Below are 16,262 nucleotides of genomic sequence, written 5' to 3' on the forward strand. Positions count from 1 at the left end.
GAAGAGTGAGCACCCAGCACGCATCCCAGCGCCCCACCCGCACCCAGGGCGCCCCGCGGAGTCGACGCGCCGGTTCCTCGCGCCCTGCCGCCGGCACCCCCGGCGCCGTTGGCTCTACCCGCGCATCCTCTACTGGCTCTACCGGCGGCTCTACCGGGGCGAGCCGCACCTCCACCCGAGCCCACTCCGGCCGCACCCGTACCGCGCGTCTGGAGCCGGTCACCGCCTCCCAGCCGGTGGTCCGCCCCGTCAGCACCGCCGCATCTCACGGTGGTAAGCGCACCTCAACGAACGCGAGCCGTGTTCCCTCGAGCGTCCGTGCGGCAGCACGCACCGAAGAAGCACGCGAAACGAAGCCCAAGCAGCGTAACCCGCTGTCCACTGTGCGCCGCCGAGCCCGTAAGCTCAGCCCGCCCACCATGCTCGCTGTTTTTGCGGCAATTCCGCTGACCCTGATTTTTATTCTGCTGCTTAACGTGCTGATTGTGACCCGACAGTACGACATGGTGGATTTGCGCGCGCAGGAACAGCGCCTCGTGCAGGAGAACCAGGCGCTGCAGCAGGAGATTGGTTTCAAGGAAGCCCCGCAGGATTTGGCGATACGCGCCAGTACCCTGGGCATGTTTGTGAGCTCTTCGCAGGCGACCCTGAACCTGCAGTCCTCCACGATTGAGGGCACCCCCGCCCCGGTGGCAAGCCCGACCGGTGCTGAGGGAAACAAGCAGGAGAATCTGATTTCGCCTCCGGCAGCTGGCTCGAACGAAAGCTACGCCAAGAGCATTGTGGACGCGGACAAGTCCGTTCAGCAGCGCCACGGCCAGGCGAGCGCGGCGGCTAAGGCATCTGCAAGCGCCTCGGCGAGCCCTGCTCAGCAAACTAACTCAGCTCAGCAGGCCAACCCCGCACCGGCGAATAGCGCCCCTGCTAGCCCGGCTGCTTCCGCCGCACCGAGCGCCGCTCAGCAGCCCGCAGCTAGCCCCGCGGCAAGCCAGGTTGCACGATAAACAATATTGACCACAGGATGCGTAGCATCACCGATAGACTAGACCAGCGAAAGGACCACCGCATGAGCTCCGACGCGCGTAAGAACGCGAACGAATCGGCATCCGGTCAGCCGGATCTGACCCGCCGTGGCTTCGTCGCAGGCGCCGCAGCCACCTGCGCTCTGGGCGTTATCGGTGCGAACCTGTTTATCCGCCAGGGCTTTGACCCCGGTGCAGTGGCGAATGCGTCCCGTCAGAAGCGTTTGCGCTCCCAGGTGCTGCCTGCTGTGCGCGGTCAGATTCTCGATATCAACGGCAACGTCATGGCGCGTACTGTGCAGCGTTATAACCTGACTGCTGACCAGAGCGCCGTGGCGACCTTCAAACGCTACAACGAGGATCGCACCCAGAAGGTTGAGGTCACCCCCAACCAGCTGGTGTACGAGATGGTCGATATTCTCAAGACCGTTGACCCGGGCATTACCGACGAGTTCATCAAGTCCAAGCTGGACGGCACCTCAAAGTACTCGGTGATCAAAGCAAATATCACCCCGGAAATTTTCAATAAGATTGATGCCCTGGGTGCGCCCTTCATCTACGGTGAGGCGTTCTCTCAGCGCCTGTACCCCAACGGTAGTGTGGGCGGTTCCGTGGTCGGTAAGTACAACATTGTTGAAGAGGCAGACGGCAACGGTACGGGCGGTACGGTGTCCCGTAACTACTCCGTGGGCATTGAGCGTGTCTTTGAGAAGGAGCTTGCCGGTACCCCCGGTGAGCGCACCTACGAGATTAGCGCTGATGGCGTGCGTATCCCCGTAGCGAAGGAAGAGCAGCGCCTGGCGGTGGACGGTAAGAATATTCGCCTAACCATTAACCGTGATGTGCAGTATTTTGCGCAGCAGGTGGTGCGTGCCCGCGCCGAGGAGCTGAAAGCTGAATGGTGTACCGCCATTGTTATGGATGTGCGTGACGGCTCCATTTTGGCTCTTGCTGATTCCTCCACGATGGACCCGGGCGCGGCAACCATTGAGGACGCGGCGGACATGACCCCGCGCGCTATTTCGCAGAGCGTGGAGCCCGGTTCGACCGAGAAGATGCTAACTGCTTCGGCGCTGATTGAGCAGGGCCTGACGACTCCGACTAGTGTGTATGATGTGCCCGCGACCCTCACGATTGACGGCCAGACTTTCAAGGATGCGTTTGAGCACGGGGCGCAGCGGCGTACTTTCTCGGGCATTATTCATGACTCGATGAACACCGGTACGGTGCTGGTCGGTCAGAAGCTCAGCAAGGAAGAGCGCTACAACTGGTTGAAGAAGTACGGCGTCGGCGAGTTTACCGGCATTGAGCTGACCGGTGAGGAGCAGGGTATAATCGCTGATTGGCGTGATTGGGATGGCCGTCAGCAGTACACTGTGCTGTTCGGTCAGGGTGTTGCGCAGACTCCGCTGCAGACCGCCATGATTTTCCAGGCGCTGGGCAATAAGGGCGTTCGTCTGAAGCCGCGCATTGTGGACGCGATCATTGACGCCGACGGTACCGAACATAAGCGTGCCGTAGAGCCTGGCGAACGCATGGTCAGCGAGGAGACTGCCGCTTCCTGCCTGACTCTCATGGAGAATGTGGTGGAGCAAGGCCACGCCCGTCCGGCGAAGGTGACCGGCTACCGCGTGGGCGGTAAGACCGGTACTGCGGAAACTCCGAGTGAGAAGGGCGGCTACGACGGCAACACGACGTCCTTTATTGGTGTGGCGCCGATTGAGAACCCGCAGTTCTTGGTGGCGGTGACCATGCAGCGTCCTGAGGGTAGCGTGGGTGCGAACGGTACGACGGCTGAGTTCTCCAAGATTATGGAGAAGACCCTGCACACCTATAATGTGCCGCGTTCTACCGGTGAACCGGAGTTGATTCCGCTTTTTGCTGAGGATAGCCCCAATAAGACGAGCTAAAGGCGAGCGGGGGAGAGGTTCCCGGTAGCTGATTCGTGATGAAGAAGCCCCGGGACTGAACACCTGTCGAAGCCTAAAGCCCGTAGAATATTGAATGACCCTGTGTGCCTTGAGCGCATTGACCATACAGAGCTCACCGCTTCGGACAGCGGAGAGGAAAGAAGGACGATGGATACCGCATCTCACGCACCCGGCCAGAACCTGCTGGGCGGCGACGCTCAGACTCTGCGCCCGAATTCTGTGCGCCCGGTGAGTTTGGCGCACCTTCGCGAACATCTGCAGGGATTGGGTGCTCAGGTGAGTTCCCAGCTGGCTAGTGGCGTTCAGGGTTCTGAATCCGGTGATTCTGTTGAGGTTACCGGTATTAGCATGGACTCCCGAGGCGTGCGTCCGCAGGACCTGTACGTGGCTCTGCCCGGTGCGAAGGTGCACGGCGCACAGTTTGCTGAGGCTGCGTTGAAGCTGGGTGCTTCCGCTATTTTGACGGATGCTGCCGGTGCGCAGCTGCTGGGCGAGGCGCCGGTGCCTGTCCTGGTGACGGAGAACCTCCGCGAGTACGTGGGTCCGTTGGCTGCGCTGATTTATGGTTCGGCGTCGTTCCCCGCCACTCACCGTTATGCTGTGACCGGTACGAACGGTAAGACCACCTCCACCTACATGCTGGAGTCGGTGTTCCGCACCGGTCTGGGGGTGAAGACCGGTCTGATTGGCACTATTCAGATTCTGATTGATGGTGTGTCGGTTCCTTCGAAGATGACCACCCCGGAGTCTCCTCACGTGCATTCTTTGCTGACGATTATGGGTCAGCATCAGGTGCGTTGCGCCGCAATGGAGGTTTCCTCACACGCGATTGATTACCACCGTGTGGACGGCGTGAAGTACGCGGTTGCTGGCTTCACGAACCTGACTCAGGATCACCTGGATCTGCACGGCACTATGGAGCACTACTTCGACTCGAAGGCTCAGCTGTTCACCCCCGAGCGTGCCGAGCTGGCTGTGATTACTGCTGATGACGAGTGGGGCGAGAAGATGTTCTCCGCCGCTTGCGAGCAGATGGGTGCGCAGCAGGTGCACCGTCTGGTGACTGCGCGCGGTGCCGGTCTGGCTGAGGTGCCCGCAGAGTTTGGTGCCCGCGACTGGGCTGTGGTGAAGGTTCAGCGTGAGGGTCTGGGCCACCGCTTCCACGTGGCTAATGGCACCGGTGAGAGCGTTGAATGCTACACCGGTCTGCCCGCTGATTTTAACGTTTCGAATGCTGCGCTGGCGGCGCTCATGGCGTACCTGGACACTGACTCCGCTGAGCGTGAGCGCCTGCTGCCCGAGCTGGCGTCCGGTTCGGCTCTGACTCCGGTGGTGCCGGGTCGTATGCAGCTGATTTCTTTGGCTCCGCACGCGATTGTGGACTTTGCCCACAACCCTGACGGCCTGACTCGTGCCCTGGAGGCGATGGATCGCCCCGGTGATGGCAAGGTCATGATTGTTTTCGGTGCGACCGGTGAGCGTGACCAGCTCAAGCGCCCGATTATGGGTGCGATTGCTGCGCAGAATGCAGATATCGTCATCGTGACTGATGATGATCCGCACGGTGAGGCACCCGCGCCGATTCGTGCCGCCGTTGAGGAGGGCGCGCAGAAGGCTGAGAACCGCCGTGCCACCCAGATTCTGAACATTTCTCCGCGTGCGGCTGCTATTGATGCGGCGATTGCCCTTGCTGGCGAACACGACGCCATCCTGATTGCTGGCCGCGGCCACGAAACCGAACAAGATGTTGACGGCGTGGATATCGCCCTGGACGACCGCGTTGAAACCGCACGTGCCCTGCGTGCGCACGGTTTCGAGATTCTGCCTGATTACCAGCGCATGCTCGATGAAAGTGACTCTAAGACCGCTGAAGGTATGGTGAAGAATGATTAAGCTCAGCGCCGCCCAGATTATTGAGGCAACCGGCGGCACCGCTATCGGCCTGGAGGGCCGCGAGGAGCAGGTGCACGCAGACTTCGCCACTACCGACTCCCGTGAGGTGCAGACCGGTACCCTGTTCGTGGCGAAGCCCGGCGCGGTCACTGACGGTCACAGGTTCATCCCCATGGCGTTTGAGAGGGGTGCGACCCTGGCGCTGGTCGAGCGCGAAGTACTCGACGAGCAGGGCATGCCCTACCCGAGCATCCAGGTGCCCGACGTGGTGCTGGCGATGGGTGATTTGGCGCGCTACTCCATTGAGCAGATGCGCGCTCAGGGTGAGCTGACCGTTATCGGTATTACCGGTTCCGCCGGTAAGACCACCACCAAGGACCTTCTTGCCGCCATTTTCGCCCCGGAGGGCCCGACCGTTGCACCGGTTGGTTCCTATAACAGTGAGGTGGGCGTGCCCCTGACCGTTTTCCGTGCGGATGAGTCTACCCGCTACCTGGTCATTGAGATGGGGGCCGACCACGTGGGCAACATCGAGTACCTGGCGAATATTGCGCACCCCGATCACGGTGCAATCCTGAATGTTGGTACCGCGCACGCTGGCGAGTTCGGCGGCGTGGACAATATTGAGCGTACTAAGGGCGAGCTGGCTGAGGGCGTTCAGCCGACCGGTTCCCTGGCTCTGAACGCTGACGATGAGCGCGTGCTACGCATGGCGTCGCGTTCGGTTGCACCCATTACGTACTTCGGCGTGGGCGAGAAGACCGACGCGAACGGCCAGCCCTACGAACGCTACGTGGCGGCGCTGAACCTGCGCACCACCGACGCTGGCTGCCCCGAGTTCACTCTGCGCCTGCCCGACGGTAGCGAGTACGAGATTTCCTCGCAGCTGATCGGTGAGCACCACGTGCACAACCTGCTGGCTGCTGCGACAATCGCCTACAACAGCGGTATTTCCGGTGAGAAGATTGCTCGCGCGCTCAACAAAGCGGCGGCAGCTTCGAAGTGGCGTATGGCGCGCACCGACCGCGCTGACGGCGTGACCGTCATTAACGACGCCTACAACGCGAACCCCGAGTCGATGGCGGCTGCACTGCGCACTCTGGCGCAGCTGGGTCGCACCGTCGACCCGGCGACCGGTCAGCCGCACCGCACCTGGGCTGTTCTGGGTGCCATGCTGGAGCTCGGTGACGCCTCCGTGGAGGAGCACGACCGCATCGGTCGCCTCGTGGTGCGCATGAACATTTCCAAGCTGATTGCTGTGGGCGACGAGACGAAGCCCATCTACAACGCTGCTCATCTGGAAGGCTCCTGGGGTAATGAGGCGACCTGGGTGAAGACCCCGGAAGAGGCAGAGCAGATCCTGCGCGCCGAGGTTCACCCCGGCGACATTGTGCTCTTCAAGTCCTCGAACGGCGCGAAGCTGGGCATTCTGGGTGACCAGGTTGCTTTCGCCGAGTACACCTTCGGCGCTGAGGAAGAGCAGGCACCGACCTGGCTTTCTGCCGGTGACTTTGTTGAAACCACCGATTTGAGCGACCACCTTGCCGCTCACCTGGACGGTACCGCTAATGGCGACCGTACTTCGACCGAACAGACCACGAACGAAGGGTAGCGCTTTATGATTACCGTGCTGATTGCTGGAATCTTCGGATTCCTCATCTCCCTCACCGCGCTGCCGGTGTTCATCAAGAAGATGAAGTCCCTCAAGCTTGGCCAGCTCATCCGTGAGGAAGGCCCGGCAGCCCACCAGCATAAGGCGGGCACCCCCACCATGGCGGGTCTGATTTTCATCCCCGCGGCGATTCTCGCCTACTTCTTGACCCTGGCGGTGAGCGCCCTGCTCTTCGGTACCGCGCCGGTACCGACTGCTACCGCGTGGCTGACCATCGCCTTCACCCTGGGCATGCTCGGTGTGGGCGCGGCGGACGACATCATGAAGTTCCGCAATAAGGGCAACGAGGGTCTGACCGAGAAGCAGAAAACCATTGGTCTTCTGGGCGTTACCCTGCCCTTTGCGTACCTGGCGTTCCAGTTCCCGAATGAGTCGGGTGCTCGTCCGGCGTCGACCGCTATCTCTTTCGTACGTGACCTGCCCATTGACCTGTTCGCGGCGGGCGTGGTCTTCGGCTCCATCCTGCTGGTTGGTTGGATTACCCTCATCTCCCTGTCCGGTACGAACGCGGTGAACTTCGCCGATGGTCTGGACGGCCTGGCTGGCGGCATCATGATGACCATCTTCTCCGGCTACCTGACCATCAGCATCTGGCAGTACGTACACGCCTGCTCCGCCGGTGCTGGTACCGCCTGCTACGATGTGCGCGACCCCGGTTCGCTGGCGCTGATTGCCGCATCCCTGGTGGGTTCGCTGGCTGGCTTCCTCTGGTGGAACGTGTCGAAGGCACAGATTTTCATGGGCGACTCCGGTTCCCTGGCGCTCGGTGGCGCAATGGTTGCTTTCGCGCTGTTCACCCGCACTGAGCTGCTTCTGCTGGTCATCGCTCTGATTCCCGTGCTGGAAGTGTTCTCTGTGATCGTGCAGAAGTTCGTGTTCAAGACCAGCCGTAAGCGTTCGGTGGCAGCGGGGGAGAAGCCCCTACACGCGCACCGTTACTTCCGTATGACCCCCTTCCACCATCACATGGAGAAGGTCGGCGTCAACGGCATGTACTCAATTGATAAGCGAGGCATTGCCCCCGGTACCGTCAGCAGCGGCGAAGTGAACTCCGTGTTCCGCCTCTGGGTTGTTAACGCCCTCTGCGTGCTCGTCGCCCTGGCGCTGTTCTTCGGTGACTGGTTCTCGCAGACTTCTGGAGTGATTCACTAATGTCAACTATTGAACAGCCGGATACAGCTCGCATTGAAGCGAACGCCGCCGCTATTGCGGTGAACCCGGTGTACGAGAACGAGCGCCTCGCGGAGCTGACTCACTGGGGTGCGCCCTGGGCTAACCTGCGCGTGGTCGTGGTGGGTATGGGCACCAGCGGCGACGCTGTGACCGACGTGCTTGCCCAGCTGGGCGCGAAGATCGTTGTCATCGACGGCGCGGATACTCCGGAGAAGAGTGAGCGCATCGAGATTTACAAGAACGCGTACGGCCCGGTTGAGGGCCTGTTCGGTCCCGAGCACATGCGTGCCCTGCCCCTGGTAGACGGTCAGGAACCCGAGCTTGTGGTGACCTCTCCGGGTGTGCGTCCCGACCACCCGGTGATGCTGGACGCTTATGAGCGCCGTATCCAGATTTGGGGCGATGTTGAGCTGGCATGGCGTTTAAACGAGCGTAGTGGCCTGCCGACCCCCAAGTGGCTGTGCCTGACCGGTACGAATGGTAAGACCACTACCGTGGGTATGGTTGATTCCATCCTGAAGGCTGCCGGCAAGAAGGCTATTCAGGTAGGCAACGTGGGCATGCCGATTGTGTACGCCATTGCCGATGATGAGCCCTATGAGTTCTTCGCGGTGGAGCTGTCCAGCTTCCAGCTGCACTGGACCCATTCGATGTCCCCGTACGCTTCGGTGGTTCTGAACATTGCTGAGGACCACGTGGACTGGCACGGTTCGTTCGAGCGTTACAAGGCTGATAAGGCTCGCGTGTACGAGCACACTCAGGTTGCCTGCATCTTCAACACCGACCATGTGGACACCCTGCGCATGGTTGAGAACGCGGACGTTATTGAGGGCGCTCGCGCGATTGGCTTCAGCTCCACTGAGATGCCCGCCGTGTCGATGCTCGGCCTGGCTGAGGACATTATGGTGGACCGCGCCTTCTTGAAGAACCGTTACAACGAGGCGTATGAGCTGGCGGTTCTGGAGGATTTGGCTCCGGCTCCCGGTAAGATGCCTGCGAAGCACACCGTGGAGAACGCTCTGGCGGCTGCGGCGCTGTGCCGTGCGGCTGATATTGACCCGAAGGCTGTGGGCGCTGGCCTGCGTTCCTTCAAGACCGGTGCGCACCGCAACCAGCTGGTGGGTTATGCGAACGACATCATGTGGGTGAACGATTCGAAGGCTACGAATCCTCACGCCGCGAATGCGTCGATGAGCGGTTACCCCTCGCTGGTGTGGATTGCCGGTGGTCTGTCGAAGGGCGTTGAGTACGATGAGCTGATTGCTGCTCACGCTCAGCGCCTGAAGGCTGTACTGATTATCGGTACTGATACTGCGGCGTTGAAGTCGGCGTTGGCTAACCACGCTCCGCAGGTTCCGACCTACAATATGACCGCCGCTGTGGCTGATTCTTCGGACGGCATTGCCGTGATGAACGCGGCCGTTGCGAAGGCTGCTGAGCTGGCGCATCCGGGCGATACCGTGCTGATGGCTCCCGCGTCTGCGTCGATGGACCAGTTCAAGAATTATGCGGTGCGCGGTGATGCGTTTGCGAACGCTGTTGCCGCCCAGCTGGCAGACTCTTAGGACGCTACCTGCAGGGGGCGTCTCGGGTGACCGGGGTGCTTTTTGCGGGTTCTTCTCGGGGGTGGGATGGTAATGGTGTCCCACCCCTGAACCTTTTTCGTGTAGTCGCCACGACGAATCCGTGGCAGTTGAGGCCTATAGGAGGGCATGTGAGTACCAGCGCATCTTCGGAGCGTTCGGCTTCTTCGGCGCGTTCGACCGCGAGTGGTCGTTGGGCGTCTTTGCGAGCCGGTTGGGAGGATTTCTCTGCGCCGTTCCGTGCTCGTGCCGATAGGCTGTACCGTCGTGGTTTGAAGGCTGACCTGTGGGATGTGCCGGTGATGCTGCTGATCACCACCTTGGGTCTGGCTATTTTTGGCTGCATTATGGTGCTGTCGGCCTCGAGCGTCACCATGATTTCTCAGGGCCAGTCGCCGTTCTCGCAGGTTTCGTCGCAGGTCATGTTCTTGGTTCTTGGCGTGATTGCGATGGCGGGTATTACGCGCATCCCGGTGGGTGTCTACCACAAGAAGTTTGTGGTGAACGCGATGCTGATTGCCGCGTTGGTCATGCAGCTTGCTGTGGTGGTCGTTGGCGTTGAGGTGAACGGTAACCGTAACTGGTTGAAATTCCCCGGCGGCGTGCAGATTCAGCCGTCGGAGTTTTCGAAGCTGGCGATTATTATGTGGCTGGCATGGGTGTACAGCCGCCACGGCGATATTTCTCGCAGTATTTGGCGTACTCTGTTCCCCTCGATTTATGGTGTGGGTGCCCTGGTGCTGCTGATTATGCTCGGCGGTGATATGGGTACCGCCATGGTGTACGGCTTCATCTTTGTGGGCATGATGTGGCTGGCGGGCGCTTCTCGTAGCTCGCTGCTGAAGATTGGCGGCGCGTTTGCGGCGTTGGCGCTGGTGGGCGTTCTCAGTAGCGCGAACCGTGTGGCTCGTATTTTCGGTGTTTGGGGCTCGTGCACGAACGCTAACTGTGACCAGGCGAATTCTGGTGAGGTGGCGCTGACGACCGGCGGCTTCTTGGGTGTTGGCCTGGGCCAGTCGCGTCAGAAGTACAACTACTTGGCTGAGGCGCATAACGACTATATTTTCGCCATTATTGGTGAGGAGCTGGGCCTGCTGGGTACGCTGGCGGTTCTGCTGCTGTATGCGGGCCTGGTGTATTGTGCGGTGCGTATTATGCTGCGCACTACTGACCCGCTGGTGCGTTTGGCTACGGGCGGCATCATGATTTGGCTGACTTCTCAGGCGATTATCAATATGGGCATGGTGTCCCGTATTTTGCCGGTGATTGGTGTGCCTCTGCCGTTTGTCTCCTATGGTGGTTCGTCGCTGTTGTCTTCGTTGTTTGCGGCGGGTTTGTTGTTGGCGTTTGCGCGGCAGACTCCGTTGCGTGGCGCGACGGCACCGTCGAATATTGAGACTCAGAGCGTGCGTGAGGTTCGTCGTGCGAATGCTGATTGGCAGCGTCGTACGCCGTTGCAGATTGTGCTGAATCAGGAGGAGGCAGCTCGTGCGGCTGCCGGTGGCCACCTGATGAAGGAACATAATCCTTTGAAGGTTGTTTTCGGTCCGGAGAGTACGTTGCGCCGCTGGTTGGGTTTTGCGCCGGATCAGCAGCGTGAGTTGTCTCGTATAGCTCGTGAGCAGCGGAAGGAGCAGGAGCGCCAGGCTCGGGAGCAGGCTCGTCGCGAGGAGGAACAGGCTCGCCGGGAGGCGGCGCAGGCTCGAGAAGAGGCTCGTCGTGCTCGTGAGGAGGCACGTCTGGCTCGTGAGGAAGCTGCCCGTGTGAAGGCGGAGCAGAAGGCTGAAGCTCAGAAACAGAAGGCCTCGCAGAAACCTGCCCCGCAGAAGCCTGCACCGAAGAAGGCAGCTCCGCAGAAGGCTCCCGCTCAGCCTCGTACCGGTCAGCAGGCTCGTGTTGCCCAGAAGAGTACTGCCTCTGCTCGAGCGGCACAGGGTAAGCCTGCTCAGCCTCGTACTGCTCAGCCCCGTACCGCTCAGCAGCCTGCTGCTCAGCCTCGTACCGCTCAGCAGCCCGCCGCGCAGAAGCGAGTGCAGCAGCCTCGCGGTGCCCAGACTCGTGGCGCCCAGCCCCGTAGCGCGCAGCACCGTCCGTCGGGTTCGCTGCCTGCGGGTCTGCAGCCGTTGCATCCTGAGGATCGTCAGCGTCGTGCCCAGCGACAGGGTAACCCTCGACAGAGTGCTCAGCGTCAGGTGACGCCGCGACAGAATGCGCAGGCAAAGAGCGCTCCGAAGAACGGCGCTCAGCAACGTCCGGCTCAGGGCACGGCTCGGAACTCGGCTCAGCGGGGCACCCGCAAGCAGAGCTAAACCCAGCGGAACCCACCCCGTACAGTCGGCATCGTGAGAGCTAGCGTTCGGGGAGCGGGGCTGTGGATTGCGCTGCCGCCGGTGATGAATATGCGCTGAATAAGAGATAACGCCCTCGCCGTTGAGTCCTAGCTCAACGGCGGGGGCGCTCTGTTGAACAGGCGCTATAGCGTAAAATGATGCTGTACCGATGTGTTGGGAGAAAGACCTATGACGAAGAAGGCGCCCTCTATAGTCTTCGCCGGTGGTGGCACCGCCGGTCATATTAATCCGATGCTCGCGATTGCGCGTGCGATTCGTGACCTTGAGCCGAACGCTAAGATCCTGATGCTGGGCACCGCCGACAAGATGGAAGCCGAGCTGGTTCCGGCAGCTGGTTTCGATATTGAGTTCATCCCTCGTGCGGCGTTCCCCCGTAGCATTAACCGTGCCGCTTTCGCTTTCCCCGCTAAGTTCTTTGGTGGCCTGTCGAAGACCCGCCGCATCCTCAAGGATGTAGATGCGGATGTGGTCGTTGGCGTGGGTGGCTATGTGTGCCCGCCGGCGTATTTGTCGGCGTTGAGCGCTAAGATTCCCGTGGTGATTCATGAGGCGAACGCGAAGCCCGGTTTGGCGAACCGCCTGGGCGGCACGTTCGCTAAGTTCACCGGTGTTGCGTTCCCTAACACTCCTTTCCCGCGCGCGACCCTGGTGGGTATGCCGATGAAGGATGAGATTGCCTACCTGAACCGCGAGGCGCACCGTTCGAAGGCTCGCCGTAACCTGGGCCTGGACCCGCAGAAGCCGACCGTTATTGTGACCGGTGGTTCGCTGGGTGCGCAGAGCCTGAACAATGCGGTGGCGGCGTGCCGTGACCACTTTGCGGAATGGGACTTCCAGATTCTGCATATTACCGGTAAGGGTAAGACTGTTCTGGATGAGAACGGTGAGCCGTTGAGCGCGCCGAATTACCGTCAGATTGAGTTCAGCAACGGCATGCAGGATGTGTATGCTGCCGCTGATCTTCTGCTGGTGCGTTCGGGTGCGGCGACCGTCAGTGAGGTTGCCGCTGTGGGTGTTCCCGCGATTTTTGTGCCGCTTCCTATTGGTAATGGTGAGCAGGCTCTGAATGCTCGTTCTCTGGTGGAGGCGTCTGCGGCTCTGCTGGTGAAGGATGCAGAGGTCACCGGTGAGTGGTTTGCCCGTGAGATTCCGGCTCTTATGGCGAACCCGGAGGAGCTGGAGCGTATGGGCGCTGCGGCGTATGAACTTGGTATCCGTGACGCGGCGCGCGTTATGGCTGAAGCAGTATTGAAGGCAGCTGAGAAGTAATGACTGAATTGATGAATCTTGAGATGGTGTTGCCGGCACCGCTGAACCCGCCGTTCCCTGAGCGTGCGAAGATGAGCGAGTTGGGCCGTGTGCACTTCATCGGTATTGGTGGCGCGGGTATGAGCGCTATTGCCGCTCTGATGCTGCAGGCTGGTGTGACGGTGAGCGGTTCTGACCGTGCCGAGTCGGCTACTGTTGAGTCGTTGCGTGCTGCGGGTGCTCGTGTGGGTGTTCCTCAGCAGGCTGAGAACATTGTGGATGTTGATACCGTGGTGATTTCTACTGCGATTCGTGAGGATAACCCGGAGCTTGTTGCCGCTCGCGCGCAGGGTCTGCGTGTGCTGCATCGTTCTGAGGCGCTTGCCGCTGTGATGGGTGAGTCTCAGGTGGTTGCTGTTGCCGGTACTCACGGTAAGAGCACGACCAGCTCCATGATTTCTGTGATGTTTGATCAGCTGGGTGCTCAGCCGTCCTTTGCGGTGGGTACTGTGATTGCTGGTCGCGGCACGAACGCTCACCTGGGTGCTCAGGGCCCGGAGTCGATTTTTGTGGCTGAGGCTGATGAGTCGGACGGCTCGTTTGTGCGTTACCGCCCGGCTATTGCTGTGGTGACGAATGTTGAGCCGGACCACCTGGACTTCTATGAGACGGATGAGCGTGTCTTTGAGGCGTTCAACCGTTTTGTGGGTTCGCTGGCTCCTAACGGTGTTGTGGTGACTTGCGCTGATGATGCGGGCGCGGCTGATTTGGCGGCTCGTTCTCGTGCGGCGGGTGTGCCCGTGGTGACTTACGGTGAATCGGCGGATGCAGACCTGCGCATTAGTGAGATCACCAGCGCTGGTTCTTCCTCGTCGTCGCACCTGTCCTGGTCGTTTGAATGCCGTGGCGTGCGTTATGAGGGTGAGCAGGATCTTGCGCTGAAGGTGCCCGGTATTCATAACCAGTTGAACGCTTCGGCTGCTTTTGCGTCGGCGTTGATTTCTGGTTACGAGGCTGCCGATATTGCTCGCGCTCTGGCTGAGTTTGTGGGTGCTGACCGCCGCTTCACCCTGCGTGGTGAGGTTGCGGGAGTGAAGGTCTTTGATGACTATGCGCACCACCCGACCGAGGTGTTCCGCGCCCTGGAGACCGGTCGTACCGTGGCTGATGGCCACAACCTGTACGTGATTTTCCAGCCGCACCTGTTCTCTCGTACTCGCGAGTTCGCGAAGGAGTTCGCTGAGGCCCTGTCGATGGCTGACCGTGCTCATGTGCTGGATATTTACCCGGCTCGTGAGCTGCCGATTGAGGGCGTGACCAGTGAACTGATTACCGGCGCTGGTTTCTCTGAGGTTCGTTACGCTACCGCTGAGGACGCTATTGAGGATATTGTGACCTGCGCTCAGGCTGGCGATATTGTGATGACCGTTGGCGCTGGCGATGTGACCGCTTTGGGTGCGCGTCTGCTGGAGTCCCTGGAAATCCGTCACGGCGGCGAGTCGAAGAAGTCGGAGGCTTAGGCTGTGCCGATGAGTTCTGGTCTCTCTTCGGAGGGGCATTCCTCCTCGCGCGCGCCGAAGGCTCCGCGTTCGCGTGCTCGTTTGCGCGCCCAGCAGGTAGCTGAGAATGCGCAGGTTGAGGCTAAGAAATCTGAGTCTGTGCAGGCTGAATCTGCGCAGTCTCAGTCCGCGCAGTCTCAGTCGGTGAAGGCTTCGGCGACAAAGGTTGAAGCGCCTCAAACTGAAGCCCTGCCGACTGGTGTTGCTCAGACTAATGCTGCTCAGACTGATGCCGTTAAGCCTGCTGTGTCTGCAACCTCCGAGGTTTCTACCCAGCCTGCTGGTGCGCAGTCTGCCGCTACTCAGCCTTCCGCTACTCAGTCTTCGAGCTCCGTGCGACACATGCCGCGTAAGCCGGTGGTGCATAAGTCGCCCAGTCAGAACGGTGCTGATTCTTCGGCGTCCAAGAGCGCTGCGGCGGTTCATTCTTCAGCACAGTCTTTGAAGGATTCGGTGCGTTCTGCGCTGATGACCGGTCGTACCGTGTCTGAGGTTGAGCATGCGCCCGAGCTGTTTGATGTTGAGGCGTTTGAGGATTCTTCGTCGAAGACTTCATCCGCCAAGGGTGCATCTGCTCAGACTGCATCCTCGCAGTCGGTGAAGAGCGCAGAAAAGGAAGTAGCCGATCAGAAGGCTACGCAGAAGAGTTCTGTTCAGAAGTCTTCTGCCGGTTCTGTTGAATCTTGCGAAGAGTCTGCCGCTCAGAAGGCTGAGGAACGCGCCGATAAGGCGGGGGAGAAGGCTGTTGAAGAGCCTCGCCCCACGAGTCGTTTTGGTCGTTGGCGTGCAGAGCGTGAGCAGCAGCGTGCCGCGGAGATTGAGAAGGAGCGCGAGCGTGCGAGCCGTCAGGCTCACCGTGAGCGTCTGCGTCAGGATCCGGGCCTGGACGGCCTGCGTGCTGAGGAGCGCCCCCGTAAGGAGCGTGCGCCTCTGACTCGTGCCCGTAAGCTGCTGTACACTGCCTCGGCGCTGGCTATTATTGCGGTGCTGTATGTGGTGCTGGTCTTCTTTTCGCCCCTGTTGGCGACTCAGAAGATTACGGTGCGCGGCGCGTCCCTGCTGGAAACCACCCAGGTGGAGCAGAAGCTTGAGCCTCTGCGCGGCGTTCCGCTCACTCGCATCGATGAGAAGAAGGTGCGTGAGCTGATCGGGCAGGATAATGTGATTCGTAGCGTGCAGGTGGAGAGCCGTCCGCCGCATGAGCTGGTGGTGACTCTGAAGGAGCGTACCGCGGTTGCGGTTGTGAAGCAGGGCGATACGTACCATACTGTTGATAGTGATGGTGTGAGCCTTCTGGAGTCGGCAACTCAGCCCGATACGTCGGTGCCGCTGGTTCGTTTCAGCGGTGATGACCCGCAGACTTCGGCTGAGTTCCGCACTATTTCTACCGCGCTTTCGGCGATGCCCTCTGAGCTTCTAGCTCAGGTTAAGGAAGCCGGCGCTACGTCAACCTCAAGTATCACTCTAACCTTGAGGGATAATACTACGGTGCAGTGGGGAACCGCTGAAGAGAGTGAGTTGAAGGCTAAGGTCCTGCTCTCCCTGCGCCAGGCTATTGCTAAGCGTGCCCAGGAGGAGACCTCCTCCGAGGCACAGACGCAGAAGGTGACCGTCTATGACGTGTCTGCCCCGCGCGTACCGGTGACCCGTTAGGGGAACCATTCAGGCGCTTTATCCTCCCTTTTTGTGTGAAATCCGCAAAAAGAGGGGGTAATTGCGCTGTGTGACTAGGAACCGACAAAAACAGTTTGGTATCCTAGCAGATAAAGTCATTCTTTAGAGGAAACCTTCAGGCTTAGATTAAGCTGCGGGTCTTCCGAAGCTGGAACA

At 60.3% G+C, this 16,262-nt stretch carries 10 protein-coding genes; all 10 read left to right on the forward strand.

Features of this window, described 5'->3' with window-relative positions; all coding sequences use genetic code 11:
- The first annotated feature begins 5 nt into the window (after positions 1-5).
- The 10 genes from O3675_RS07455 (at position 6) to O3675_RS07500 (ending at position 16,085) form a co-directional block, all read left to right on the forward strand.
- Positions 6-1,004, forward strand: coding sequence for a hypothetical protein (locus tag O3675_RS07455; RefSeq protein ID WP_049345237.1), 999 nt, complete (start codon positions 6-8; stop codon positions 1,002-1,004).
- Between the two features lie 62 nt (positions 1,005-1,066).
- Complete coding sequence (locus tag O3675_RS07460; protein ID WP_049345236.1) at positions 1,067-2,932, forward strand: penicillin-binding protein 2; 1,866 nt, start codon at positions 1,067-1,069, stop codon at positions 2,930-2,932.
- Positions 2,933-3,100: 168 nt separating this feature from the next.
- Positions 3,101-4,846 carry a Mur ligase family protein gene (locus O3675_RS07465; protein WP_049345234.1) on the forward strand — a complete coding sequence of 582 codons (1,746 nt, stop codon included), beginning with the start codon at positions 3,101-3,103 and terminating at the stop codon, positions 4,844-4,846.
- Positions 4,839-6,458 (forward strand): UDP-N-acetylmuramoyl-tripeptide--D-alanyl-D-alanine ligase, encoded by a 1,620-nt coding sequence (gene murF, locus O3675_RS07470; RefSeq protein ID WP_371571821.1) that lies wholly within the window; start codon positions 4,839-4,841, stop codon positions 6,456-6,458. The genes O3675_RS07465 and murF overlap by 8 nt, the downstream gene beginning before the upstream one ends.
- 6 nt (positions 6,459-6,464) lie before the next feature.
- The gene (gene mraY / locus O3675_RS07475; RefSeq protein ID WP_371571823.1) at positions 6,465-7,670 is read left to right on the forward strand and encodes a phospho-N-acetylmuramoyl-pentapeptide-transferase; all 1,206 of its coding nucleotides are present in this window, start codon (positions 6,465-6,467) and stop codon (positions 7,668-7,670) included.
- Entirely contained in the window at positions 7,670-9,256 is a 1,587-nt protein-coding gene (gene murD, locus O3675_RS07480; RefSeq protein WP_371571825.1) for a UDP-N-acetylmuramoyl-L-alanine--D-glutamate ligase, read from the forward strand. The genes mraY and murD overlap by 1 nt, the downstream gene beginning before the upstream one ends.
- Positions 9,257-9,405: 149 nt before the next feature.
- Positions 9,406-11,583, forward strand: a complete 2,178-nt coding sequence (locus tag O3675_RS07485; protein WP_371571826.1) for an FtsW/RodA/SpoVE family cell cycle protein — start codon at positions 9,406-9,408, stop codon at positions 11,581-11,583.
- 210 nt (positions 11,584-11,793) lie between these two features.
- Positions 11,794-12,894 (forward strand): undecaprenyldiphospho-muramoylpentapeptide beta-N-acetylglucosaminyltransferase, encoded by a 1,101-nt coding sequence (gene murG / locus O3675_RS07490; RefSeq protein WP_070506731.1) that lies wholly within the window; start codon positions 11,794-11,796, stop codon positions 12,892-12,894.
- On the forward strand, positions 12,894-14,393 hold the full coding sequence (gene murC, locus O3675_RS07495) for a UDP-N-acetylmuramate--L-alanine ligase (protein WP_371571829.1): 1,500 nt from the start codon (positions 12,894-12,896) through the stop codon (positions 14,391-14,393). The genes murG and murC overlap by 1 nt, the downstream gene beginning before the upstream one ends.
- A 9-nt stretch (positions 14,394-14,402) precedes the next feature.
- Positions 14,403-16,085, forward strand: coding sequence for a cell division protein FtsQ/DivIB (locus O3675_RS07500; protein ID WP_371571831.1), 1,683 nt, complete (start codon positions 14,403-14,405; stop codon positions 16,083-16,085).
- The last annotated feature ends 177 nt before the right edge of the window (positions 16,086-16,262 follow it).

Source organism: Rothia sp. 27098_8_27 (genome assembly GCF_041432805.1).
Classification (GTDB): domain Bacteria; phylum Actinomycetota; class Actinomycetes; order Actinomycetales; family Micrococcaceae; genus Rothia; species Rothia mucilaginosa.

Coding starts and splice junctions, on each gene's coding strand:
- murF (WP_371571821.1), top strand. CDS start 4,839: ATGATTAAGCTCAGCGCCGCCCAGATTATTGAGGCAACCGGCGGCACC.
- O3675_RS07465 (WP_049345234.1), top strand. CDS start 3,101: ATGGATACCGCATCTCACGCACCCGGCCAGAACCTGCTGGGCGGCGAC.
- murG (WP_070506731.1), top strand. CDS start 11,794: ATGACGAAGAAGGCGCCCTCTATAGTCTTCGCCGGTGGTGGCACCGCC.
- O3675_RS07500 (WP_371571831.1), top strand. CDS start 14,403: ATGAGTTCTGGTCTCTCTTCGGAGGGGCATTCCTCCTCGCGCGCGCCG.
- murC (WP_371571829.1), top strand. CDS start 12,894: ATGACTGAATTGATGAATCTTGAGATGGTGTTGCCGGCACCGCTGAAC.
- mraY (WP_371571823.1), top strand. CDS start 6,465: ATGATTACCGTGCTGATTGCTGGAATCTTCGGATTCCTCATCTCCCTC.
- murD (WP_371571825.1), top strand. CDS start 7,670: ATGTCAACTATTGAACAGCCGGATACAGCTCGCATTGAAGCGAACGCC.
- O3675_RS07460 (WP_049345236.1), top strand. CDS start 1,067: ATGAGCTCCGACGCGCGTAAGAACGCGAACGAATCGGCATCCGGTCAG.